Below are 21835 nucleotides of genomic sequence, written 5' to 3'. Positions count from 1 at the left end.
CATCAGCACGTGCTTAAGGCTATCCTTAAGCCTCCTGGCTCAAGCCAAGATGTCCGGGCGAAATGGGGGCCAGTTCAATCACCCCCCGCCCCGTGCGGGGGTTTTTGGTTTTGCGCCCGACCTGCGCGGCAATTTGTATACAACGGCATACAAACTCTTTCCCCGCACCTCCTTATTCGCTATGACACGGACACCGAGACTCAGCATCACCGCAAACGAGGTGCCCCGTGACCAAGATCAAGGTAGACAACCCCATCGTCGAGATGGACGGCGACGAGATGACCCGCATCATCTGGCAATTCATCAAGGACAAGCTGATCCTGCCATATCTGGATCTGGACCTTCTGTACTACGACCTGGGCATCGAAGAGCGTGACCGCACCGACGACCAGATCACCATCGACGCCGCCGAGAAGACCAAGGAGGTGGGCGTCGCCGTCAAATGCGCCACCATCACGCCGGATGAGGCGCGGGTGGAGGAATTCGGGCTCAAGCGCATGTATCGCTCGCCCAACGGCACCATTCGAAACATCATCGGCGGCGTGATCTTCCGCCAGCCGATCATCTGCCGCAACGTGCCGCGTCTGGTGCCGGGCTGGACCCAGCCCATCGTGGTGGGCCGTCATGCCTATGGCGACCAGTATCGCGCCACTGATTTCCGCTTCCCCGGCCCGGGCAAGATCACCCTCAAGTTCGAAGGCGAAGACGGCGAGGTCATCGAACGCGAGGTGTTCGACGCCCCCGGATCGGGCGTGACCATGGCGATGTACAACCTCGACAAGTCGATCTACGACTTCGCACGGGCGTCGTTCAACTATGCGCTGGGGTTGAAATGGCCGCTGTATCTCAGCACCAAGAACACCATCATGAAAGCCTATGATGGCCGATTCAAGGACATCTTCGAGGAGGTCTATGAGACCGAATTCAAGGACAAGTTCGCAGACGCCAAGATCTGGTACGAACACCGGCTGATCGACGACATGGTCGCCTCGGCGCTGAAATGGTCGGGCGGCTATGTCTGGGCCTGCAAGAACTACGATGGCGACGTGCAGTCCGACACCGTGGCGCAGGGCTTTGGCTCGCTCGGGCTGATGACCTCTCAACTGATGACGCCGGACGGCAAGATCGTCGAGGCCGAGGCCGCCCATGGCACGGTCACCCGCCACTACCGGCAGCACCAGCAGGGGCACCAGACTTCGACCAACTCCATCGCCTCGATCTTTGCCTGGACCGGCGGGTTGAAGCATCGCGCCAAGCTGGACAGCAACGCTCCTCTGAAGGCCTTTGCCGAGACGCTGGAGAAGGTGATCGTGGACACCGTGGAGTCGGGCTTCATGACCAAGGATCTGGCGCTGCTGGTGGGCCCCGATCAAGGCTGGCTGACGACCATGGGCTTTCTTGAGAAAATCGATGAAAATCTGAACAAGGCGCTGGCGGGCTAAGCCGCGCAAGACGCCAACTTCGGGCCGGGCCCTGGAAAGGGTCCGGCTCCATTAAGTCAGTCTTGCTGTCCTAGTTTGTCTGCGCTAAGACGAACCCATGCCAGCACCCGTTCCCTTCCCCGATCCCGATCTTGTCCGCCACACGCCGCTTGAGGATCTTCAGGGTCTCAGCGCCGGGGTGCTGCTGTGCAGTCTCGGCATGACCCTGCTGACCCATCTGGGGCTGATCACAGGGCAGACCGCCGGGGTCGCGGTCATTCTGGCCTATCTGACCGGATGGTCCTTCGGCACATGGTTCTTTCTGATCAACCTGCCGTTCTACTGGCTTGCCTGGACCCAGATGGGGCGTGAATTCACGCTGAAATCGATGGTCTGTGTCGCGGCCCTGTCGCTGCTGACCGACTACATGCCAAGGGCTTTCGTGCTGGACAGCCTCAACCCGCTTCTGGGCGCAGTGCTGTTCGGCGTCGTCACCGGGCTGGGGTTGCTGGCGGTGTTCCGCCACAAGGGCAGCCTTGGCGGGTTGGGGGTCGTGGCTCTGCTGATCCAGGACAAGACCGGGTTTCGTGCCGGTCACGTACAGATGGCAGTGGATGCGGTGTTGTTCACTGTCGCCTATTTCTTGTTTCCGGCGTCGGTCGTGGCCTATTCGCTGCTGGGCGCCGTGGTCCTGAACGGAATGATCGCCTTCAACCATCGCCGGGACCGCTATATCGCGCCGTGAACCCCGGCCAACGGCGTCTTTCCGCCGGTCGCCCGCATATATCACCCATAGCGTGCAAATTTCCCGTGAAACGCGAGTTAATTGGCGACGTCTTTCATCTATACGCCCCCCCTGCCGGTCTGGTATCCTGTAAACACGCATCTTGAAGAGCAGTTTTCCCACTTCATCCGCCCCGGAGAAGATCATAGGGAAACTCTCTCACACCTGGGGCTTGAGCATGGAAATTGATGACGCAGACCGCCGGATACTTCGTATCCTGCAGAGCGATTCGAGCCTGCCTCTGGAAGAGATCGGGGCCCGCGCCGGGCTGTCCCGCAATGCATGCTGGCGGCGGATTCGTGCCATGGAGGCTGCGGGCGTGGTGCGCGGGCGGGTGGCGCTGATCGATCCGTCGGCGGTCGGATGCCCGCTGACGGCCTTCATTCACCTGCGCGCACCGCACCCGAGCCCCGATTGGGTCAAGACCCTGGCCGAGGTCACGGCCCCGATGCCCGAGATCCTGAGCGTCTATCGCCTGTCCGGCGACCTGGGGTTCCTGCTGAAAGCGCAGATCGCCGGAATGGCGGCCTATGACAGCCTGTACCAAACCCTGATTTCACGGGTGGACTTGGCCGAGATATCTGCCAGTTTCGTGCTGGAAAATCTCAAGGACAGCACGGCCCTGCCCGTCTAGACCCATGCCCCAGCACATCTACTACCTGCTCGCCGCGATCGTCAGCGAGATCATCGCCACGACCGCGCTGGCCGCATCGGACCAGTTTTCCCGGCTCGTTCCCTCGATCATCGTGGTGGTCGGCTATGCGATTTCGTTCTACATGCTGTCGGTGACCCTGAAGGTGATGCCGGTGGGCATTGTCTATGCCGTCTGGTCCGGGCTGGGGATCATCGGCGTGGCGCTGATCGGGCTGGTGCTTTATGGCCAGAAGCTGGATCTGGCGGCGGTGGCGGGCATGATCCTGATCGTCTCGGGCGTGCTGGTGATCAACCTGTTCTCGTCGTCCTCGGGCCACTAGACGCCCGGTTTCCGGCCTGTTTCACGGGATTCCTCTGGCCTTTATGCTGCACTCGCAGTAAGGCGCGTCCAACTTATCCCTTCAAGGCTGACGATCATGGACCTGCGGAATATCGCAATCATTGCCCACGTGGACCACGGCAAGACCACGCTGGTGGACGAACTGCTCAAGCAATCCGGCTCATTCCGCGAAAACCAGGCCGTGGCCGAACGCGCCATGGACAGCAACGATCTTGAGCGGGAGCGCGGCATCACCATTCTCGCCAAGGCGACATCGGTGGAATGGAAGGGCAAGCGCGTCAACATCGTCGACACCCCCGGCCACGCCGATTTCGGCGGCGAGGTCGAGCGTATCCTGAGCATGGTCGACGGCGTTGTCCTGCTGGTGGATGCTGCCGAAGGCCCGATGCCGCAGACCAAGTTCGTGACCTCGAAGGCGCTGGCGCTTGGTCTGCGTCCCATCGTGGTGCTGAACAAGGTCGACAAGCCCGACGCCGAACCCGACCGCGCGCTGGACGAAGTGTTTGACCTGTTCGCCTCGCTCGACGCCGACGACGACCAGCTTGATTTCCCGCATATGTATGCCTCGGGCCGCTCGGGCTGGGCCGATCACCAGCTGGACGGGCCGCGCAAGGATCTGTCGGCGCTGTTCGACCTGATCGTCGACCACGTCCCGGCCCCGCGTCAGCTGGCCCATGTCAGCGAAGACTTCTCGATGCTGGCGACGACCCTGTCGGCCGACCCCTTCCTGGGCCGCCTGCTGACCGGCCGTATCGAAACCGGTACTCTGAAAACCGGCGCCACGGTGAAAGGTTTGTCGCGCCTGGGCGAGCAGATCGACCATTTCCGCGTCTCGAAAATCCTGGCTTTCCGTGGTCTGTCGCAACAGCCTGTGGACGAGGCCCACGCCGGCGACATCGTCTCCATCGCCGGGATGCAGAAGGCCACCGTGGCCGACACCATCTGCGCACTGGCCGTCGACGATCCGATCCCCGCCCAGCCCATCGATCCGCCCACCATCTCGGTCACCTTCGGCATCAACGACAGCCCGCTGGCGGGCCGTGACGGCAAGAAGGTGCAAAGCCGCGTCATCCGCGACCGTCTGATGAAAGAAGCCGAAAGCAACGTCGCCATCCAGGTCAAGGACACACCGGGCGGTGAGGCCTTCGAGGTGGCCGGTCGCGGCGAACTTCAGATGGGCGTGCTGATCGAGAACATGCGCCGCGAAGGCTTCGAGCTGTCGATCTCGCGCCCGCAGGTGCTGTTTCGTGAGCTCAACGGCGAGCGCGTCGAACCGATCGAGGAAGTCACCATCGACGTGGATGATGAATATTCCGGCGCGGTCATCGAAAAGCTGACCGGCGTGCGCAAGGGCGAACTGGCCGAGATGCGCCAGAACGCCGGCAAGACCCGGATCATCGCCCATGTGCCGTCGCGTGGCCTGATCGGCTATCACGGCGAGTTTCTGACCGACACCCGTGGCACCGGCGTACTGAACCGCGTGTTCCACGAATGGGCGCCGCACAAGGGCCCGATTCCGGGCCGCCGCGCAGGCGTGCTGATCTCGATGGAAAACGGCACCTCGGTGGCCTATGCGCTGTGGAACCTCGAAGAGCGCGGCCGCATGTTCATCGGCGCGCAGGCGCCGGTCTATCAGGGCATGGTCATCGGCGAGCATTCACGCGACAACGACCTGGAAGTGAACCCGCTGAAGGGCAAGAAGCTGACCAACGTGCGCGCGTCGGGCACCGATGACGCAGTGCGCCTGACCCCGCATATCGAGTTCTCGCTGGAAGAGGCCATCGCCTATATCGACGATGACGAGTTGGTCGAGGTCACGCCGAACGCCATCCGCCTGCGCAAGCGGTTTCTGGACCCACACGAGCGCAAGCGGCAAGCCCGCGCCGGCAACTGAGACACGAAGGGAAGGCATCGCGCCTTCCCTTTTTTCTTGCCACGGGGATGCGGTTCAGACCGCCGCGCGACGACGCCAGCCCAGCAGGCCAAGTGCCCCAAGTGCTGCACCAAGCACCGGCAATGCCGCCGGCAACGGGACCGCCTGTGTGGACGCAAAGGCCGTAAAATCGACATTGGTGTCGGTCCCAATGCGCACTGTCTGGGTCATCGAGTATGTACTGGACGGTATGATCACGGCAGGATTTCCTGCCGAGGCGAAAGCGACGTTCACGCGACCCACATCGAAAAAGTCAGACGACGTCGCCGATACGGTGCCAACAACCTGTTGCGTGTCGAACAGAAAATTGGAGTTGGAGATCCATGACGTCCAATTCACGTCCGAGATCTTGTTGCCGGTATCGGGGGTCGCTGCATACCCAAAGAGCGTTGCTTGCGTTGTGTCAAAGTGGTGGAGAATTCTGAAAAAATTGATGTCGGACACCCGTGCGACCAGCTCGGCATCTGTCCCTGCGGAACTTGTTCCCTGAAACGAAAAACTCAGGTGCGCGCCGCGACCCTTGCCTGGCCTGGTTCTCTTTGCGCTGATCTGCGAAATCTGAAACCCGCCCACCGAGAGCGCGCCCGGACAGGTGGTACATGTGGATGAGAACTGAAAGTTCCGGTCCTTGCCGTTCTGATCTGTGACGTCACCATCGGTGAGCATCACCAAGGATGTCGGGTTGCCCGCCTCGTAGAACTCCAGACTCAGCGACACAGCGGGACCAGCGCTGACCATCACAAGAAGGCTCGCCGCTGCAAGCCCGATCCGCCCCTTCAATCGATCAATGTCCATTGGAAATCTCCTCCCGGTTCTTACCGGACCGCAGGCGATGAGCACCCGCCTTACCCAAGGTAAAGCAAAAGCAGGAACAAAAAAACATGTTCCGTCGTTGTGGAAATCAAACCGAAAATCGAACTTCTGTGGTTCGAGGTCTTCCGACCACCGACGACCGCCAAAGAGACGCGCAAGGGCCAGAGCGTCACGCTTTCGCGCCCCTGGGACGCACATCGTGGCCTGCTGTGCGGGTTACAGCGCCCCGGTCTTGACGATCTCAAGCAGTGCAGACAACACCGCATTGGCCGCCACCGAGGCCAGGATCATCCCCATCACCCGGCTGACCACCGCACTTCCCGAGATGCCGATCAGCCGGATGATCGGATCGGCCAGACGCATGCAGACATAGGCGATGGCGACGATCAGCAGCATGACCCCGGCAGTAATGGTCTGATCCGCGACCGAAAACCGATGGTTGTCGGTCAGGATCACGATGGCCAGCATTGCGCCGGGCGAGGCCAGCGAGGGCACCGCCAGGGGAAATACCGCCGGTGACGGGCGTTCAGACGCGATCTCATCCTCCAGATCAACGGATTTGCGATCGGTTTCCGGTTTGGATTCCCCAAAGATCATGGTCAACGCGAACAAGAACAGGACAATGCCGCCCGCCACCTGAAAGGACAGCAGGCCGATGCCCAGGGCGTCGATCAGCAGTTGCCCGAAGATCAGGAAGAACATCAGGATCGCAGCACTGACCAGACAGGCCACCAGAGCGGTCTTGCGACGCTGCACGGCAGTCAGGGCTGAGGTCACGGCGATGAACACCGGGATCGTGCCGATGGGATCAATGACCACCCACAGCGTGATGAACTCTTCAAGGAGGGTTTCGAACATGGCGCGCCGTTTATTCCTGATCCAAGGGATCTGCGATCAATGACCGGTCAGAGCAAGATGCGTCAACCGCCTATCCAGACGGACGCGCGGCCTTTTCGGCTACCCCGGAGGTCCCCATCCGGCCCTCCAGCACCTTCAGCACATCGGCCAGCGCCACATCGCGGGCGGCCAGCATGACCAGCAGATGATACAGCACATCCGCCGCTTCGCTGGTCAGCGCCGGCTTGTCATCCTTCACCGCTTCGATGATCGCTTCGATAGCTTCCTCGCCGAACTTCTCGGCGCATTTTTCCGGCCCCTTGGCGAACAGCCGGGCCGTCCATGAGCTGTCGGGATCGGCGTCGCGGCGGGCCAGGATGGTTTCGAACAGACGGTCCAGCGTGTGCATCACTCAAAGCCTCACAGGGATTCCGGCCTGCGCCATATGCGCCTTGGCCTCGCCAATGGTGTAGTCGCCGAAGTGGAAGATCGAGGCCGCCAGCACCGCGCTCGCCCCGCCCTCGGTCACCCCTTCGACCAGATGATCCAGCGTGCCGACACCGCCCGAGGCGATGACCGGCACATGAACCGCGTCCGAGATCGCCCGCGTCAGCGGCAGGTTGAACCCGGCCCGCGTGCCATCCCGATCCATCGAGGTCAGCAGGATCTCGCCCGCGCCCTTCTCGACCACCGTGCGCGCGAATTCCACAGCATCGATGCCCGTGGGCTTGCGGCCGCCGTGCGTAAAGATCTCCCACCGCCCTGGCTCCACGGTCTTGGCATCGATGGCCACCACGATGCACTGGCTGCCGAACCGGTCGGCGGCCTCGGTCACCACGTCGGGATTGGCGACGGCCGCCGAGTTGAAACTGACCTTGTCCGCCCCCGCCAGCAGCAGTTTGCGCACGTCCTCATGGGTCCGCACGCCGCCGCCGATGGTCAGAGGCATGAAGCAATGCTCGGCGGTGCGGGTGGCCAGATCGTACATGGTCCCGCGGTTCTCATGGGTGGCGTTGATGTCGAGGAAACACAGCTCATCCGCGCCCGCCGCATCATAGGCCTTGGCCGCTTCGACCGGATCGCCTGCGTCGATCAGATCGACGAAATTGACCCCCTTCACCACGCGACCGTCCTTGACGTCCAGGCAGGGGATGATCCGGGTTTTCAGCATGGGGGCATCCTGTGTTCGTGTTGCGCCGGTGATACGCAGCCGCCTGCCAAAAGAAAAGAGCCGGAGGGCCGCCGCTTTGTCGCGAAACCGATGGTTTTGCCCTTGCCCCTGCCCCGCAATTCCCGATAGACCCGTCTGCGGAGACGTGGCCGAGTGGTCGAAGGCGCTCCCCTGCTAAGGGAGTAGGCCCGGAAGGGTCTCGAGGGTTCGAATCCCTTCGTCTCCGCCACCCCCACCTTTGTCTCAGTTTCATCGAGGTTCACCGAACCACCCAAACCCATAGATTAAAGGGGCTTGGGGCGGATCGACCTTTCGCTGGCTTTCATTCACTTACTGCAGTACGCTTTCGTTGCGTGGTATGAATGGTGGTATGGATGGCGGCGCTAGGCGGCAAGCTGACCAAGAAACTCGTCGAGAATCTCGGGCCAGGTCGGCACGGCGACGGCGCAGGTCTGTATCTGGTGGTAGATCCATCGGGTGCACGACGCTGGATTGTCCGTGTCACCGTCAAAGGACAGAAAAACAAAAAGGGCGCGCCACTTCGCACCGACTTTGGATTAGGTGGTGCCGATGTCGTCTCACTGAACCAAGCACGCGAACGGGCGCTTGAGTATCGGCGCATGGCGAAGGCTGGACTGAACCCCCGCTACAACGCCAATCACGACGTGCCGACCTTCGAAGAACTGGCCGGACAAGTCCACATCGACCGCCTGCCAACTTGGAAGGATGCCAAGCATGGGGCGCAATGGCTGAACACGCTTCGCGACTATGCCTTTCCCAAAATCGGCCGGATACCGGTTGACGCCATCGGGCAACCGGAAGTGTTGATGTGTCTCTCGCCCATCTGGACGGACAAGCACGAAACCGCGCGGCGGTTGGCACAGCGTATCAAGACAGTCCTGGACGTGGCGCGGTCACGGGGTTTCCGACATGGCGAGAACCCGGTGACGGCGGTGAAAGAAGCCGGTGTCCTGCCGAAGGTGAAGGCCAGAGCTGAACACCACGAGGCGATGCCGTGGCGCGACGTACCGGGGTTCTATGCGGAAATAGAGGGACGCAGCGCGACGGCAGCAAAGGCGCTGCAATTCACCATCCTGACCGCCTGCCGAACATCCGAAGTGCTGGGCATGACATGGGAAGAAGTGGACGAGGACGCGCGTCTCTGGACAATCCCTGCGGCGCGGATGCAAGGCGGCGTGCAACATCGGGTGCCACTTACAGACGAGATGATGCGCATCCTGGAAACGGTGAAGCCGCTAGCATCCTCCTACGTCTTCGAGGGCCAGAAGCGACAACGACCATTGTCCAACATGTCGATGCTGATGCTGCTGCGGCGCATGGGGCGTGGTGACTATACCGTGCATGGTTTCCGATCCAGTTTTCGGGACTGGACAGCAGAGGCCGCTGGCGCACGGCGCGAGGTGGCCGAGGCGGCGCTGGCGCATCAGGTCGGTTCCGATGTGGAGCGGGCCTACGCGCGTTCGGACTTGTTGGAGAGGCGGCGAGAATTGATGGAAAAGTGGAATTTAGTCTGCGTTGATACCGCCGTTCAGAGAATGGGCTTTTGATAGGATGTCCAATCAATACTCACTGCAAGCACGAGCGGATTTACTGCAAGAACGTGTGGATGTCGCCAAGCAGCGTGCCACAAATGGACTAACCCGTGACCTGGCGATGTTCGTACTTGAAGACACGCATTTCCTAGACTTAGCAAACGTCGGGTCCAAAAATATCGAAGAGGAATTTATTTCCTCTAGGAAGGAAATGGTTCTGCAAGCATTTCGTGAGGAAGGCTTTTACTTCGACTTGGCGAGTGGGAAATTTGGGCAACCGATCCCTGAAGGAGTGGAACCCGGAGAGGCGGGGCTACTTCGCCACTATCTTGAGAAAGCAAAGAAAGACCCCCTCTTCTTTGAGGGAACAATACAAGCTTGCATCGAGTTGCTGCAGGTCGAGGCTTGCTCGCTCGGAAACGTCCTAGGACCGTGGCTGGTTGAAGTAATGAAGGGAAACATAAAGCCAACCAAACCTCGTGGTCCTGACCCACTCAAGAACGTTGCAAGAGACGACACTATTTTTATAGCGGTTCGAACACTTGCGAGTGTTGGCTATAGTCCAACAAGAAATAACGCCAGCGCACCTAACTCAGCATGTGACTACGTCGCGGAAGCGTTGGGCAGATTGGCCGGAATCGGCCTTTCCTACGATGCTGTGGCGAAGATCTATTCAAAGGAAGCGCGAATGGAGGCCAGCCGAGACTGACAAGCGCTCGTAGGAAATATTTGAACAACACTCTTCCTATGACCACAGCAGCGCGCAGGCGTTGAATGCCATCGCAACCAACCCAAAGAAAGGGATTGCCGATGGCAGACATCTTTGACTCAGACCGCGTCTTCTTCCCCGAAGACCCGGAATTGCGCGTCTTGGGCAGCACGGAAAAGCTGGCGCAATGGCGGCACCGCAATCGTGGTCCGGCCTTTATCCGCATCGGGCGGCGCATCGCCTATCACGGCACCGATGGACGCGCTGAAAAAGCACCGGGCCAGGGCCCCACGCCCGTCGCCGAAACTGCGACGATTGCCGCGCGCCAATTCAAGGCGCGTGGTTTCCTTGTCACTTCGCCGTCACTTATCCGGTCGCCTCATGCTGTGCGGTGACACGGGCCTGATGGGCGCGTTCTCGCTCCGGCCATTGGGTTTTGATCCATTCCAGAACGTCCCGCAGTTCGCCCTCGGAATAGCCATCAGCGAAGCCCGGCATGTTGCTCTCATAGCCGCCGCCGACCACCGCTGCGGTCCCGCGCATGGTTATGTCGAGAAGTACCCGGTCGGGATGGTGCCACGTGTGGCCCGTTTCGTCATGCGGCGGCGCGGGCAGCCTGCCGTCCGGCCCGGGAGAGCGCCAGTCGGGTTGTCCCTCGAGATCGGCACCGTGGCAGGAGGCACAGGCCTCGGCATAGATCGCTTGGCCTCGCGAAAGGTCCGCGACATGGATCGCGCTGGCCTGGTCGCGCGATGTGCCGCTCCAGAAAAATCCGGCTGCGGCAGCCCCTGCAAGCAGAACGGTCCCCGCAAGCCAGGATCGCGTCCTCACAGCTTGATACCCCGCAAGCGCAACGAATTGCCGATGACCGAGACCGACGACAGGCTCATGGCTGCGGCCGCGATCATGGGCGAGAGCAGGACGCCGAAAAACGGAAACAGGATCCCCGCCGCAACGGGCACGCCGGCCGAATTGTAGATGAAGGCGAAGAACAGGTTCTCACGGATGTTGCGCATCGTGGCCTGCGCCAGCACGCGGGCCCGGACGATGCCGCGCAGGTCACCCTTTACAAGCGTTACACCAGCGCTTTCGACGGCGACATCAGCGCCGGTGCCCATGGCGATGCCCACATCTGCGGCGGCCAGCGCGGGCGCATCGTTAACGCCGTCACCCGCCATCGCCACCGATAACCCCTTGTCCTTCAGTTCCGAGATCAGGTCTGCCTTGTCCTCCGGCGACACCCCCGCACGCACGTCGTCGATGCCGAGATCGCGCGCCACCGCTTCCGCTGTGCGCTGGCTGTCGCCCGTCGCCATGACGATCCGCAAGCCGGCGGCATGAAGGTCCATGATCGCCTCGGATGTGGTCTCCTTGATCCGGTCCGAAACTGCCACGATCCCGGCCAGATGTCCGTCGACTGCGAGCAGCATCGCCGTCTTGCCAGCGCCCTGCAGGTTGGCGACCTGGGTCTCCGTTTGGGACGCGTCGACGCCCAGTTCATCCATCAGGCCCGCGTTTCCGAGCGCGACCGAGACGCCGTCGACCGTGCCGCGCACACCTTTGCCGGTGACCGCGTCGAAGTCAGCCGCATCGAGACGAGGGGCACCGCGCTCCTCGGCACCCGACAGGATCGCCTCGGCCAGAGGATGCTCCGAGCCCCGTTCAAGCGCCGCTGCAAGGGCAAGAACGCGGGCCTCGTCATGCTCGCCGAGGGCCACGACATCGGTAAGGCTGGGCCGGCCCTCGGTCAGCGTTCCGGTCTTGTCGACAACAAGAACATCCACCTTCGCAAACCGCTCGAGCGCCTCGGCGTCGCGGATCAGGACGCCCGCCTGCGCGCCGCGGCCAGTGGCAACCATGATCGACATGGGCGTGGCGAGGCCAAGCGCACAGGGGCACGCGATGATGAGCACGCTGACCGCCGCGACGACGGCATAGCCAAGCGCCGGCGACGGCCCGAAAACCAACCAGGAGACGAAAGCCAGTAGGGCAATGCCAATCACCGCAGGCACGAAATACCCAGCCACGCGATCGGCCAGCGCCTGGATCGGCGCGCGCGACCGTTGTGCCTGCGCCACCATGGTCACGATACGGCTGAGCACCGTGTCGCTGCCCACGGCCTCTGCCGTCATCACGAAAGAGCCGGTCTTGTTCAGGGTCCCTCCGGTCACTGCGTCACCTTCCGTCTTCTCCACCGGGACGGGTTCGCCGGTGATCATGCTCTCGTCGACCGACGAGCGTCCTTCTGCGACAGTGCCATCAACGGGCACGGACTCGCCCGGCCGCACGCGCAAGCGATCGCCCGCCTTCACGGCCTCGAGCGACACGTCCTCCTCGCCAGCTCCGGTCACCCGTCGCGCTGTCTTGGGCGCGAGGTCCATCAGGGCCCTTATTGCGTCGCCGGTCCGATCCCGCGCCGTCAACTCCATGACTTGACCGACGAGCACCAGGATCAGGATGACCGCGGAGGCCTCGAAGTAGAGCGGTGGGCCGTGATGCCCCTTCAGTTCGACGGGGAAGAGGCCTGGAAGGAGCAGCGAGACGAGGCTGAACCCGTAGGCCGCGCCGGTGCCAATGGCGATCAGCGTCCACATGTTGAGGTTGCCCGTCACGATGGAGGACCAACCACGCTTGAAGAACGGCTGCGCCACCCAAACAACTACTGGCGTCGCCAGAAGGAATTGCAGCCACCGCACCGTCGTGCCACCGAACCAGTCGGCCCAGGGGAGGCCCATCATGCCACCCATCTCGAGCACCAGCACGGCCAGCGCCAAGGGCGCCCCGATCCAGAGCCGCCGGCGGAAGTCGATCAGTTCGGGGTTCGGGCCTGCATCGGCCGAGGGCATCACGGGCTCGAGCGCCATGCCGCAGATCGGGCAGGTGCCTGGCCCTTCCTGCACGATCTCGGGGTCCATCGGGCAGGTGTAAAGCGTACCCTCCGGCATCGGTTCTGGCACTGGCCGGTTGCCGAGATAATCGTGGGGCGCGGTCTCGAATTTATCGCGGCAGCGCGCGGAGCAGAAGTAGAATCGCTCACCTTCATGCTTGGCCAGATGACGCGCCGTGGCGCGGATCACGGTCATGCCACAGACCGGATCCCCGGCGTCGATATAGGCGTCCGGATCGGCTTCGAACTTCGCACGGCAGCCATCGTGACAGAAATGATAGACGTGTCCGTCGTGCCGGGCGGTCGGTTTGCCCGCGTTCGGGTCCACGGTCATTCCACAGACCGGATCGCGGGTTATCACATCGGCGTCGAGCGCTGTACCGGGCATGAGTTACTCCTTTGACTGGCACTGACGTAGCCCTTCCAGTGACTGGAGGGTCAAGAAGGAATCTGGTATTGACCCTCCAGCAGCTGGAAGCCCTATATGTGACTCCAGAACGGAGGACAGTCCGATGACTTCTATGAATCGCCTTGGTGGATTGGCAATCGCGGGTGCGTTTGGTGCAGCACTCATGTCGTCCTCGGCACAGGCCGACCCGGGCGACGGAAGATACTACGATCATTTCGGCATGATGGGATGGGGGGGCTGGTTCTACGGGCCGGTCATGATGCTTCTGTTCTTCGCGCTTCTCGTCGGTGCGGTGGTCCTCGTGGTGCGCTTGCTCGGTTCGGACACCCTGAGACCTGGCGCGAAGCAGGAAGACCGTGCCCATGCGATCCTGCGAGAGCGGTTCGCAAAGGGAGAGATCACAAAGGAAGAGTTCGAGGCATCGCGGAAGCTTCTGGACGGAGGCGCTTCATGAACATCGGCCAAGTCTCGGACGCCAGCGGGCTCCCCGCCAAGACGATCCGCTACTACGAAGACATCGAACTCGTACGTCCGGCGCGCGGCGCCAATGGCTATCGCGACTTCTCGGAACGTGACGTCCATAAGCTCGCTTTCCTCGCCCGGGCGCGATCGCTCGGCTTCTCGATCGAGGAATGCCGGACGCTCTTGTCTCTCTACGAGGATCGGGACCGGGCCAGCGCCGACGTAAAGCAGGTGGCCACAGAACATCTCGACCGGATCGCGCGGAAGATCGAAGAGCTCGAGGCCATGCGTGGATCACTTCAAACCCTCGTCACGCGGTGTCACGGCGACGACCGCCCCGACTGCCCCATCCTCGACGACCTTGCCGGCGAGAAGACAGCGACTGCATGAACACACGTATAGTCGCATACGGTTTCGCGGGTCTGGCGCTCGCCGGAGCAGTTGGTTGGGCGTTGGTTTCGTCCCAGGGCGATGATGCGAGCGTCATCGACCTCACCTCTCTGACCATGCCGGACCTGACGCAGGAGCAAGAAGGCGGGCGCGCCCTCTTCGAAGCGAATTGCGCTGCCTGCCACGGCGAGAACGCGGTGGGTTCCGACCAAGGGCCACCGCTTGTCCATCGCATCTACGAACCGGGCCATCATGGCGACGTGGCGTTCGTGCTTGCGGCCAAGCAGGGCGTTCGGGCGCATCACTGGCCCTTTGGCAACATGCCGGTCGTCGACAGTGTAAGCGACCAAGACGTTCTGCAGATCACCGCCTATGTCCGCGCGCTTCAGCGCGCGAACGGAATCAATTGAAAGGGAAGACCATGAAATCACGCCTGATTCTCACTATCGCAGCCACCTTGATTGGCGCAGCGGCGCTCGCGCACTCCGAGAAGGAAGGAACAACGCCCGCAAACGGCGCGGAGCTGACCGAGACGCCGGAAATGATCCACATGGTGTTCGACGACCCCATACGCGTAACCATGGCGCGGCTGTTGAATGCGGACGGCGCTGAGATGCCGATGGAGCGTGGCACGGGGCTTGACCCCTCTCTGGAGTTCCATGCCGAACCGGAACCGCTCGCGCCAGGACGCTATACGGTGGAATGGCGTGGGCTGGCTTCAGACGGCCATCCCATGCAGGGAAGCTTCTCTTTCCAGATCGCGGACTGACCCCCGAATGATCGACACGCTCGCCTCGGCCGACACAACCGTCTGGCTTTCCATCCTGGTGAAGACCCTGGCCTACGCCGCGACGCTGGTTGCAGCCGGAAGCGTGCTGGTGTTGCTGGGGCTTCGTGAACTCACCGAGGATGCGCGCGGCGCGCTCCGCCGCATGGCAATGATCGGCGCACTGGCCGCGGCCATTCTGAGCGTGCTGCGCGTACCCGTGCGCGCGAGCTTTCTGATGGGCGGTTCGATCGACGGGGCCGTCGATCCGATGATGCTGGGGGTTGTGGCCGATAGTCCGCTGGGCGCAAGCGTGATCGTCCGGTTGATCGGACTGGCGCTGATCCTTGCGATTTTCCTTCCGGTGCGTGGCGCAAAGTGGGTCGCACTCGTTGGAGCGCTTGTGACCTGCGCGTCGTTCGCTTTGCGCGGCCATGCCCTCGGCGACCCGCGTCTGCTGCTCGGCACGCTGGTGACCGTTCACATTGCCGGCCTCGCCTTCTGGCTTAGCGCCTTCGCGCCACTGGCGCGTGCCAGCCGCAAAGAGCCTGCGGTAAAAGCTGGCGAGCTCGCGCATGAATTCGGAATGAAGGCTCTCTGGATCGTGGCGGTGCTGATTGCAGCCGGGGCCGCTACACTCATCCTGCTTGGCGCGACAACGCCCGACGTCCTTGCGACGCCTTATGGCCAGGCGTTCGTGATCAAGCTGGCGCTCTTCGCCGGGGTGCTGGGCTTGGCTGCGCTGAACAAGGTGCGGCTGACGCCGGCATTGCAGGCGGCTGCGCCGGGTGCCGCGCAGCGCTTACGCCGGTCCATTGTCGTGGAGAGCGCGCTTGTGCTGGCCATTCTCGCGACGACCGCCGCCCTGACGACGGTCACGTCGCCCCCGCACGAACGGACTGGTATGGCGCCACTGCAACCAAAGACGGTGCAAACCGCCGCAACTGTTTCCGGAAACCTCCCATGGGGCTCATGAACCGCCGCCAGCTCCATCAAACGCTTCTCGGCTGCGTGGCGACTCTTGGCATCCCGCGTATCGCACTGGCCGATGCGACCGAAGATCTCGTCGCCAGAGAGGGACGCGCCCGCCTTGCGTCGGCGAAGTATCCGGAGACGGAGGTCTGGGCCTTCGGCGCGTCCGTACCAGGGCCGACAATCCGCTTGGCACAGGGCGCGCGGGTGTCCCGCCGATTTGTCAACGAACTGCCGCAGCCATCCAGCGTCCACTGGCATGGGATTCGCATCGCGAACGCCATGGACGGTGTCGCCGGCCTGACGCAAGCGGCCGTCGAGCCAGGCGGCGACTTTCTCTACGACTTCACCGTGCCCGATGCCGGGACCTACTGGTACCACCCGCACAACCGCAGCTGGGAACAGATGGCCAGAGGGCTTTACGGCGCGCTCGTCGTGGACGAGACCGAGGGCGCACCGGAAGTCGATCTGGACGCGGTACTGCTGATCGACGACTGGCGCCTGACAGACCAGGCGCAGATCGCGGGCGATTTCGGCGCCATGCACGACTGGGCCCATGCCGGCCGGATCGGCAACTGGATCACCGTGAACGGGGACGGCGCGCGGTCGCACCAGGTACAGCGCGGCGCACGGTTGCGTCTGCGACTCGTGAACACGGCCAATGCACGGATTTTCTCACTGGAGACCCGGGGGCTTGAAGGCTGGATCGCGGCGCTCGACGGCATGCCGCTCGAGACACCGGAACGGCTTGAGCGCCTGACCCTCGCGCCTGCCCAGCGGGCCGACCTGATTGTCGACGTGACCGCCGAAGAGGGGGAAGAAGCCCTGCTCGTCAGCTTCGAGCGCGATGGCGGCTACGCAATTGCAGGTTTCCCCGTTCGCGGACTTGCCCGGAACGCCCGGCTCAACGACCCGACCCCGCTGCCCCCGCACTCGGTGCCCGCGCTCGGAGCGCTCAGAGAGGCCCGGCGCACGGAGCTTCTCATGGAGGGCGGCGCCATGGGCGGGATGCGGGGCGCCATGATGGGCGGCCGGATGATGGGGATGCGCGACATGGCGGCAGCCGGCAAGGTCTGGGCTTTCAACGGCATGGCGGACATGGGAGACACGCCGCTGATCGAGGCGGAACGCGGCGAGACAATCCGCGTCGCCATGACCAACGACACGGCGTGGCCGCACGCGATGCACCTGCACGGCCACCATTTCCGTCAGGTTTCCCCAGATGGGTCGGTGGGGCCTTTGCGCGACACGCTTCTGGTGGACCGCGGCGAGACGGCCGAAATTGCCTTCGTCGCCGACAACCCCGGGGACTGGCTCCTGCATTGCCACATGCTGGAGCACTCCGCCGGCGGAATGATGACCTGGCTGCGTGTCTCGTGACACGCCGATCAGAAAACCGAACTGGGAGATACGACTCATGAAACGCAGACACTTCATTCTCACCGGCATCGCCTCTGGCTTGGGCGCGGCCACACTCGCCCGCCCAGCAGTTGCAACACCCGGTCAAATGGAGATCTTCAAATCGCCGACCTGCGGCTGCTGCTCGGCCTGGGTAGACCACATGGTCGGAGAGGGATTCGATGCAGTGGCACGCGACGTCGATCAGGAATTGCTGTGGTCTATGAAAGCCCGCGCAGGTGTCACACCGGATCTGAGTTCCTGCCACACAGCATTCATCGAAGGCTATTTCGTCGAGGGTCACGTGCCGGCAGGCGATGTGCAGCGTTTGCTGGCAGAACGCCCTGACGCGCTTGGACTCACAGTGCCGGGCATGCCGATCGGTTCGCCCGGCATGGAAATGGGCGACCAGAGCGACGCCTATGACACGCTGCTCGTTTTGCGCGACGGATCTATCGAGGTATTCGAGAGCCACGCCTGAACCGCAAGGATTGCGGCGGAGGCAGCAAACAGAATGTCGCACGGGCCTGCGGGTAAGGGAGCCATCGATCTCGATACCTCCCCCGACCGGCAGACCCGTGCCTGCTCCCGCATCACCGCATAGTCACTCAGCATCTCCGCGAACGCCGATCTCTCCTGCAGCAGAGCCAGCTCTTTTGCCGCCCGCACCCGGAGATCCCGGCTGTACTCCTCGACGGGCAGACATCCCGCGAATCCCGGCCAATTGAACCGGGTTGCCTGTCCGTGAGGATGTTTCGATTGCCGCGATCAGCTGATGCGAGATCAGCGCTTCGCGCCCGGTGACCATCGGTTTGCGCCCAAGGCGAACGGCATCGACGAAGTCCTCAATGACCGCCTGATGCCATTCATGCTTTCCCCCCAGCAACGGGTTGATGTTCCGAGGGGCGTCGTCTTTTGCCTCAACATCCGTGGACCCATTGCGCCAACTGATTTCAAGGGCATCCTTGTCGAGTTTGAGGCTGGCGCGTTCAAAGTGAAGACGAATGATTTCTGTTCTGTGCGGATACATCGCCGTGCTGGCCACAAATGATCCAACCGCGCCGCAAGAAAACCGCAAACCGGAAATGGCGAAATCCTCCGCCTCCATTTCGTGCAATGAGGTCGTTGCGGTCATGGCCTGAACGCTTGTTACCGGGCCAGCCAAGCTGAGCGCGAGATCGATGGAGTGGATCGCGTTGGTGATCATGACGCCACCTCCGTCGCGCGCATAGGTGCCACGTCCAAGTTCATCATAATAGGATTGCTCGCGCCAAAGCGGCACTTCGATTTCCACCAGACCAAGCTTGCCGAGTTCGCCGCTTTTGATATGGCGGGCAGCCGCCTTCGACGGGGCCCGCATGCGGTGCTGGAACAGAACCCCAAGCTTCACGCCTTCGCGTTCACAGATTTCAACAAGCTCCAGCGCCTCGTCGGGATTTCGCCCAAGAGGTTTTTCAAGAAGGATATGCGTGCCCGCAACGGCGAGTTCTTCGATGATGTCTTTGCGCACACTGGGCGGTGTCGCGACAATAGCCACCGGAATATCGGGGTCTGTGGCAACCGCAGACACATCGGATGAAAACTCTGGCGGCTCGCCTTCATAAAATTCCGCGAGGTAGCGCGCGTTGTCTGGCCGGCGCGAAATAATCTTTTTCAGTGCGATGTCATGGCGCGCATCCGACAGGGCAGCCACATGGGTTTTTGCGATCATGCCGGCCCCGATGAGCGCCACACCGACGCGTCCTTCTTTAATGGATTTTACCATCTGCCCTGTCTCCCATGGAATGACTGAAGTTAAACTCAATCGTGAACGCCTTGCGACACGCTGCAACGCGCGCTGTCCATTCTACCCAGTGAGGCCGCCTCAAAAGGGAACCTCAACCCCCGCCCTTCCCGCCAACCGCTCAAATTCGATGACAGTTTCTGGATCCAGGGGCACACCGTTGATCTTGCGATGCTTGGCTTCCTCCCACTCCCGGTCACCTGGTGCCATCACCCTTCCTCCAGTGCGTGAAGAGCTTGTCCGCAACGCCGTCAGATACCGCTCCATCCCGGCGAGCAACAGGCCGCGTCCGATAAATCCGTCGGGGTCGATGCAGATAACAAAGGCCCCCATGTCACGTGGCGTAGAAATATCCGGCCCGCCCATCGGCAAGATTTCAGGGCTTACTTTCATGCCCGTGAGAAGCCCCGAGAAAATCTCGACCAGCCCGGCCAAGCCGGCACCTTTGAACCCGAATTCTCCACCAAGCGGTGCCAACATCTCAACCGAATTTGCGTCTCGGGTTTCGATGCCGTTCGCATCGGATGCGGTGTTTTCTGGCAAATCACGACCAAGGGATTTGTAAAGCTGTACGCGATTATAGGGCAGCGCACTTGTCGCCATATCGAACAGCCAGGGATTGCCGTCAGCCGTCGGAACAGCGGCCGCAATCGGGTTAGTGCCATGAAACCGTTCAGCGCCGTCGTGAAGGCGAACAAAGCTGTCAGAATGACACATGACAATGCCAATCATGCCCGCCTCGGCCATGGCGTGGGCATAGGCCCCTGCTGGCCCGAAATGCGATGTGCGGCTGATCCCGACCGCACCGATTCCTGCATCGCGCGCCATATCGCATGCATGATCCGCTGCAGCATAGGCCGCAAGCGCCCCATGGGCGTTGTCGGCATCGAGGATCCCGGACCCCGAACGTTTGCGGTCAAAGTGCATCTTCGGGGACAGATTCAACCGTCCGCCACGAAAGACCATATCGTAATGGGGCAAGAGCCGGACACCGTGGCTATCCACCCCCAAACGGCTCGCATGAAGCATGGATCGCGCCGCTGCAGCGGAACTTGGTGTGTCAGCCCCAGCCGCCAGCAAGACCGCAGCGCAGAAACTCCGCAGTTTCTCCAGATCTGCACGCTGGCCGGTCACGTTTTTCGACCTTCCCGTAGCAAGGCAACCGCTGCACATGCGGACGAACGCCGGTGCAATGGAGCGGTGCGGAAGTACTGGATCATTTCAATCTCGCTTCGGGTTATGCTTAATGTATACCATAGACGTTATTGGCCATGACGATCAACCCCTGTGCTTGGCTACATCAGCCATGCTATCTAAGGGTTTGGACAGGCAGCGCCATAAGAGCATGTCTTTAAGGGATAAAAAGATTTGGCAGAGCCGCTTTACATCCGTGTCTTGCATGCCCTCGTTTCCGCGATGGCGGCTGGTGACCTGTTGCCCGGTGACCGATTGATGGAAAACCGGATTGCCAATCAATTCGGGGTGTCCCGGGCGCCGTCGCGGCAAGCCTTGGGTGAACTTGAAACCTTAGGTCTGGTGACGCACGCCGAACCGCCTGCACGTGGGTATGTGGTGGCAGATGGTGCAGCTCAATACGCAGCCCAAATTGCCATTCCCAAAAGCGAACCGTTCAACACCCAGATCACCCCCTCATGGCAGCTTATCTATAGCGAGGTCGAAGAGGCGTTGACCCGGCTCATTGCCTTTGGGGAATGGCGTTTGGTCGAAACAGACCTTGGGCAACATTTTGGTGTCAGTCGGACGGTCGTGCGCGAAGTTCTGGCGCGGTTGCAGTCGCGTGGTCTTGTCGTGAATGAAGGGAAAGGTTGGGTTGCCCCCGAGCTCAGCCAAACACGGGTGCGTGAACTTTATGAAGTACGTTCCTTGCTTGAACCAGCAGCCTTAATGGATGTGGGCGGCAGCCCGCCGGAACAGCTGGTTGGTCAGATGATTGCTGATCTGCATAGTGTCATGAACAACAGCTCAGGCGCGCCGACACTCGACAAACTCGAAGCGGATCTGCACCTTGGGTTATTGGGACGTTGCAGAAATTCTGCCCTGAAAAAGGCCATGACAGAAGCCCAGTCACTTCTCTTGGCGCACAGGTTCTTTTACCAACACACCGCAGACATTTTTCCCGTTGAACCGTTTCTAGACGAACATCTTTTGGTGCTTGACGCGTTGCGGACGGGGGCAATCTCGGATGCCTGTAAAGGTTTGCGACAACATTTACTCAGTTCGAGCGATCGCGCAGCCGCACGGATCTCCAATTTACGGGATACGTTTCGCGACACTCCCCCGAAGTATCTTGAGCCAATTGATCAATTGTCTTGAAGATCATTGCTCTTGTCCGATGCTGAACTCGAGGAGCGGTTGTTCGCACCGTCCGCTCGTGCCACCTAGCGCCGCACATCGCAATCGGACTGGCCCCATGTCCAACGGGAATTGCGTCGAAAGGGCGTCACGCTTTCCTAATTGGTAAAGCTACGCCGAGGGCCGTCTTGCCTCACCGGTATTTCTCGTCGGCCATGATGCGTTCGATGAGGTCGGCGT

24 protein-coding genes and 1 tRNA gene are annotated in these 21835 nt (G+C 61.7%); 17 read left to right on the top strand and 8 right to left on the bottom strand.

From position 1 onward, the window contains the following. The first annotated feature begins 227 nt into the window (after nucleotides 1-227). The 5 genes from AB0T83_RS18610 (at nucleotide 228) to typA (ending at nucleotide 5093) form a co-directional block, all read left to right on the top strand. Nucleotides 228-1442 (top strand): NADP-dependent isocitrate dehydrogenase, encoded by a 1215-nt coding sequence (locus AB0T83_RS18610; protein WP_366194724.1) that lies wholly within the window; start codon nucleotides 228-230, stop codon nucleotides 1440-1442. Between the two features lie 97 nt (nucleotides 1443-1539). After that, the gene (locus AB0T83_RS18605; protein ID WP_366194723.1) at nucleotides 1540-2166 is read left to right on the top strand and encodes a YitT family protein; all 627 of its coding nucleotides are present in this window, start codon (nucleotides 1540-1542) and stop codon (nucleotides 2164-2166) included. Nucleotides 2167-2383: 217 nt separating this feature from the next. After that, nucleotides 2384-2839, top strand: coding sequence for an Lrp/AsnC family transcriptional regulator (locus AB0T83_RS18600; RefSeq protein ID WP_366194722.1), 456 nt, complete (start codon nucleotides 2384-2386; stop codon nucleotides 2837-2839). 4 nt (nucleotides 2840-2843) lie between these two features. Continuing rightward, entirely contained in the window at nucleotides 2844-3179 is a 336-nt protein-coding gene (locus AB0T83_RS18595) for a DMT family transporter (RefSeq protein WP_366194721.1), read from the top strand. Nucleotides 3180-3275: 96 nt separating this feature from the next. Then, nucleotides 3276-5093: a translational GTPase TypA gene (gene typA, locus AB0T83_RS18590; RefSeq protein ID WP_366194720.1), complete on the top strand. Its 1818-nt coding sequence runs from the start codon at nucleotides 3276-3278 to the stop codon at nucleotides 5091-5093. 54 nt (nucleotides 5094-5147) lie between these two features. Here the strand turns inward: typA and AB0T83_RS18585 are convergent, their stop codons facing one another. From AB0T83_RS18585 to hisF, 4 genes are all read right to left on the bottom strand, one after another. After that, nucleotides 5148-5927, bottom strand: a complete 780-nt coding sequence (locus AB0T83_RS18585; RefSeq protein ID WP_366194719.1) for a hypothetical protein — start codon at nucleotides 5925-5927, stop codon at nucleotides 5148-5150. 234 nt (nucleotides 5928-6161) lie between these two features. After that, on the bottom strand, nucleotides 6162-6803 hold the full coding sequence (locus AB0T83_RS18580) for a MarC family protein (RefSeq protein ID WP_366194718.1): 642 nt from the start codon (nucleotides 6801-6803) through the stop codon (nucleotides 6162-6164). Between the two features lie 70 nt (nucleotides 6804-6873). Further along, on the bottom strand, nucleotides 6874-7191 hold the full coding sequence (locus tag AB0T83_RS18575; protein ID WP_366194726.1) for a phosphoribosyl-ATP diphosphatase: 318 nt from the start codon (nucleotides 7189-7191) through the stop codon (nucleotides 6874-6876). Between the two features lie 3 nt (nucleotides 7192-7194). After that, a complete protein-coding gene (hisF, locus tag AB0T83_RS18570; protein ID WP_366194717.1) occupies nucleotides 7195-7953 on the bottom strand; it encodes an imidazole glycerol phosphate synthase subunit HisF in 759 nt (252 codons plus the stop codon). A 139-nt stretch (nucleotides 7954-8092) separates the two neighbouring features. Here hisF and AB0T83_RS18565 point away from each other — a divergent pair. The 4 genes from AB0T83_RS18565 to AB0T83_RS18550 all read left to right on the top strand — a co-directional run bounded on the left by AB0T83_RS18565 (nucleotide 8093) and on the right by AB0T83_RS18550 (nucleotide 10610). Continuing rightward, a tRNA-Ser gene (locus AB0T83_RS18565) sits at nucleotides 8093-8182 on the top strand. Nucleotides 8183-8327: 145 nt separating this feature from the next. Further along, on the top strand, nucleotides 8328-9521 hold the full coding sequence (locus tag AB0T83_RS18560) for a tyrosine-type recombinase/integrase (protein WP_366194716.1): 1194 nt from the start codon (nucleotides 8328-8330) through the stop codon (nucleotides 9519-9521). 4 nt (nucleotides 9522-9525) lie between these two features. Beyond that, on the top strand, nucleotides 9526-10215 hold the full coding sequence (locus AB0T83_RS18555; RefSeq protein ID WP_366194715.1) for a hypothetical protein: 690 nt from the start codon (nucleotides 9526-9528) through the stop codon (nucleotides 10213-10215). A 101-nt stretch (nucleotides 10216-10316) separates the two neighbouring features. Further along, nucleotides 10317-10610, top strand: coding sequence for a hypothetical protein (locus AB0T83_RS18550; protein WP_366194714.1), 294 nt, complete (start codon nucleotides 10317-10319; stop codon nucleotides 10608-10610). Here AB0T83_RS18550 and AB0T83_RS18545 read toward each other — a convergent pair. Both AB0T83_RS18545 and AB0T83_RS18540 read right to left on the bottom strand, forming a co-directional pair. Next, complete coding sequence (locus AB0T83_RS18545; RefSeq protein WP_435891193.1) at nucleotides 10582-11046, bottom strand: c-type cytochrome; 465 nt, start codon at nucleotides 11044-11046, stop codon at nucleotides 10582-10584. The genes AB0T83_RS18550 and AB0T83_RS18545 overlap by 29 nt on opposite strands. Continuing rightward, nucleotides 11043-13490 (bottom strand): heavy metal translocating P-type ATPase, encoded by a 2448-nt coding sequence (locus AB0T83_RS18540; protein WP_366194713.1) that lies wholly within the window; start codon nucleotides 13488-13490, stop codon nucleotides 11043-11045. The genes AB0T83_RS18545 and AB0T83_RS18540 overlap by 4 nt, the downstream gene beginning before the upstream one ends. 124 nt (nucleotides 13491-13614) lie before the next feature. Between AB0T83_RS18540 and AB0T83_RS18535 the strand changes: the two genes are divergently transcribed. The 7 genes from AB0T83_RS18535 to AB0T83_RS18505 are packed head-to-tail and all read left to right on the top strand — an operon-like array spanning nucleotide 13615 to nucleotide 17980. Then, complete coding sequence (locus AB0T83_RS18535; protein WP_366194712.1) at nucleotides 13615-13965, top strand: SHOCT domain-containing protein; 351 nt, start codon at nucleotides 13615-13617, stop codon at nucleotides 13963-13965. Continuing rightward, entirely contained in the window at nucleotides 13962-14363 is a 402-nt protein-coding gene (gene cueR / locus AB0T83_RS18530; protein ID WP_366194711.1) for a Cu(I)-responsive transcriptional regulator, read from the top strand. Before AB0T83_RS18535 ends, cueR begins: the two co-directional genes overlap by 4 nt. Beyond that, nucleotides 14360-14773, top strand: a complete 414-nt coding sequence (locus tag AB0T83_RS18525) for a c-type cytochrome (protein ID WP_366194710.1) — start codon at nucleotides 14360-14362, stop codon at nucleotides 14771-14773. The genes cueR and AB0T83_RS18525 overlap by 4 nt, the downstream gene beginning before the upstream one ends. Nucleotides 14774-14784: 11 nt before the next feature. Continuing rightward, on the top strand, nucleotides 14785-15132 hold the full coding sequence (locus AB0T83_RS18520) for a copper resistance CopC family protein (RefSeq protein WP_366194709.1): 348 nt from the start codon (nucleotides 14785-14787) through the stop codon (nucleotides 15130-15132). A 7-nt stretch (nucleotides 15133-15139) separates the two neighbouring features. Beyond that, nucleotides 15140-16105 (top strand): CopD family protein, encoded by a 966-nt coding sequence (locus AB0T83_RS18515; RefSeq protein ID WP_366194708.1) that lies wholly within the window; start codon nucleotides 15140-15142, stop codon nucleotides 16103-16105. Continuing rightward, on the top strand, nucleotides 16093-17481 hold the full coding sequence (locus AB0T83_RS18510; protein WP_366194707.1) for a multicopper oxidase family protein: 1389 nt from the start codon (nucleotides 16093-16095) through the stop codon (nucleotides 17479-17481). Before AB0T83_RS18515 ends, AB0T83_RS18510 begins: the two co-directional genes overlap by 13 nt. A gap of 37 nt (nucleotides 17482-17518) precedes the next feature. Beyond that, entirely contained in the window at nucleotides 17519-17980 is a 462-nt protein-coding gene (locus AB0T83_RS18505; protein WP_366194706.1) for a DUF411 domain-containing protein, read from the top strand. Nucleotides 17981-18103: 123 nt separating this feature from the next. Here AB0T83_RS18505 and AB0T83_RS18500 read toward each other — a convergent pair whose 3' ends face one another. Together AB0T83_RS18500 and AB0T83_RS18495 are read right to left on the bottom strand one after the other, a co-directional pair. After that, on the bottom strand, nucleotides 18104-19264 hold the full coding sequence (locus AB0T83_RS18500; protein WP_366194705.1) for a Gfo/Idh/MocA family protein: 1161 nt from the start codon (nucleotides 19262-19264) through the stop codon (nucleotides 18104-18106). 99 nt (nucleotides 19265-19363) lie between these two features. Continuing rightward, a complete protein-coding gene (locus AB0T83_RS18495; RefSeq protein WP_366194704.1) occupies nucleotides 19364-20416 on the bottom strand; it encodes an Ldh family oxidoreductase in 1053 nt (350 codons plus the stop codon). Nucleotides 20417-20650: 234 nt separating this feature from the next. On the opposite strand from AB0T83_RS18495, the gene AB0T83_RS18490 reads away from it, so the two are divergent. Beyond that, entirely contained in the window at nucleotides 20651-21616 is a 966-nt protein-coding gene (locus AB0T83_RS18490; protein WP_366194703.1) for a GntR family transcriptional regulator, read from the top strand. Nucleotides 21617-21835: the final 219 nt, after the last annotated feature.

The organism is Meridianimarinicoccus marinus (genome assembly GCF_040689105.1).
In the GTDB taxonomy this organism is placed as follows: domain Bacteria; phylum Pseudomonadota; class Alphaproteobacteria; order Rhodobacterales; family Rhodobacteraceae; genus Meridianimarinicoccus; species Meridianimarinicoccus marinus.
Note: the sequence above shows the minus strand (reverse complement) of the source record. Positions and strands in the feature narration are given on the sequence as shown.

What these genes read in the sequence shown, in the direction of transcription:
- AB0T83_RS18595 (WP_366194721.1), top strand. Translation starts at nt 2,844, where the DNA reads ATGCCCCAGCACATCTACTACCTGCTCGCCGCGATCGTCAGCGAGATC.
- AB0T83_RS18575 (WP_366194726.1), bottom strand. Translation starts at nt 7,191, where the DNA reads ATGCACACGCTGGACCGTCTGTTCGAAACCATCCTGGCCCGCCGCGAC.
- AB0T83_RS18500 (WP_366194705.1), bottom strand. Translation starts at nt 19,264, where the DNA reads ATGGTAAAATCCATTAAAGAAGGACGCGTCGGTGTGGCGCTCATCGGG.
- AB0T83_RS18550 (WP_366194714.1), top strand. Translation starts at nt 10,317, where the DNA reads ATGGCAGACATCTTTGACTCAGACCGCGTCTTCTTCCCCGAAGACCCG.
- AB0T83_RS18535 (WP_366194712.1), top strand. Translation starts at nt 13,615, where the DNA reads ATGACTTCTATGAATCGCCTTGGTGGATTGGCAATCGCGGGTGCGTTT.
- cueR (WP_366194711.1), top strand. Translation starts at nt 13,962, where the DNA reads ATGAACATCGGCCAAGTCTCGGACGCCAGCGGGCTCCCCGCCAAGACG.
- AB0T83_RS18585 (WP_366194719.1), bottom strand. Translation starts at nt 5,927, where the DNA reads ATGGACATTGATCGATTGAAGGGGCGGATCGGGCTTGCAGCGGCGAGC.
- AB0T83_RS18505 (WP_366194706.1), top strand. Translation starts at nt 17,519, where the DNA reads ATGAAACGCAGACACTTCATTCTCACCGGCATCGCCTCTGGCTTGGGC.
- AB0T83_RS18600 (WP_366194722.1), top strand. Translation starts at nt 2,384, where the DNA reads ATGGAAATTGATGACGCAGACCGCCGGATACTTCGTATCCTGCAGAGC.
- AB0T83_RS18560 (WP_366194716.1), top strand. Translation starts at nt 8,328, where the DNA reads ATGGCGGCGCTAGGCGGCAAGCTGACCAAGAAACTCGTCGAGAATCTC.
- typA (WP_366194720.1), top strand. Translation starts at nt 3,276, where the DNA reads ATGGACCTGCGGAATATCGCAATCATTGCCCACGTGGACCACGGCAAG.
- hisF (WP_366194717.1), bottom strand. Translation starts at nt 7,953, where the DNA reads ATGCTGAAAACCCGGATCATCCCCTGCCTGGACGTCAAGGACGGTCGC.
- AB0T83_RS18520 (WP_366194709.1), top strand. Translation starts at nt 14,785, where the DNA reads ATGAAATCACGCCTGATTCTCACTATCGCAGCCACCTTGATTGGCGCA.
- AB0T83_RS18555 (WP_366194715.1), top strand. Translation starts at nt 9,526, where the DNA reads ATGTCCAATCAATACTCACTGCAAGCACGAGCGGATTTACTGCAAGAA.
- AB0T83_RS18525 (WP_366194710.1), top strand. Translation starts at nt 14,360, where the DNA reads ATGAACACACGTATAGTCGCATACGGTTTCGCGGGTCTGGCGCTCGCC.
- AB0T83_RS18515 (WP_366194708.1), top strand. Translation starts at nt 15,140, where the DNA reads ATGATCGACACGCTCGCCTCGGCCGACACAACCGTCTGGCTTTCCATC.
- AB0T83_RS18605 (WP_366194723.1), top strand. Translation starts at nt 1,540, where the DNA reads ATGCCAGCACCCGTTCCCTTCCCCGATCCCGATCTTGTCCGCCACACG.
- AB0T83_RS18510 (WP_366194707.1), top strand. Translation starts at nt 16,093, where the DNA reads ATGGGGCTCATGAACCGCCGCCAGCTCCATCAAACGCTTCTCGGCTGC.
- AB0T83_RS18580 (WP_366194718.1), bottom strand. Translation starts at nt 6,803, where the DNA reads ATGTTCGAAACCCTCCTTGAAGAGTTCATCACGCTGTGGGTGGTCATT.
- AB0T83_RS18540 (WP_366194713.1), bottom strand. Translation starts at nt 13,490, where the DNA reads ATGCCCGGTACAGCGCTCGACGCCGATGTGATAACCCGCGATCCGGTC.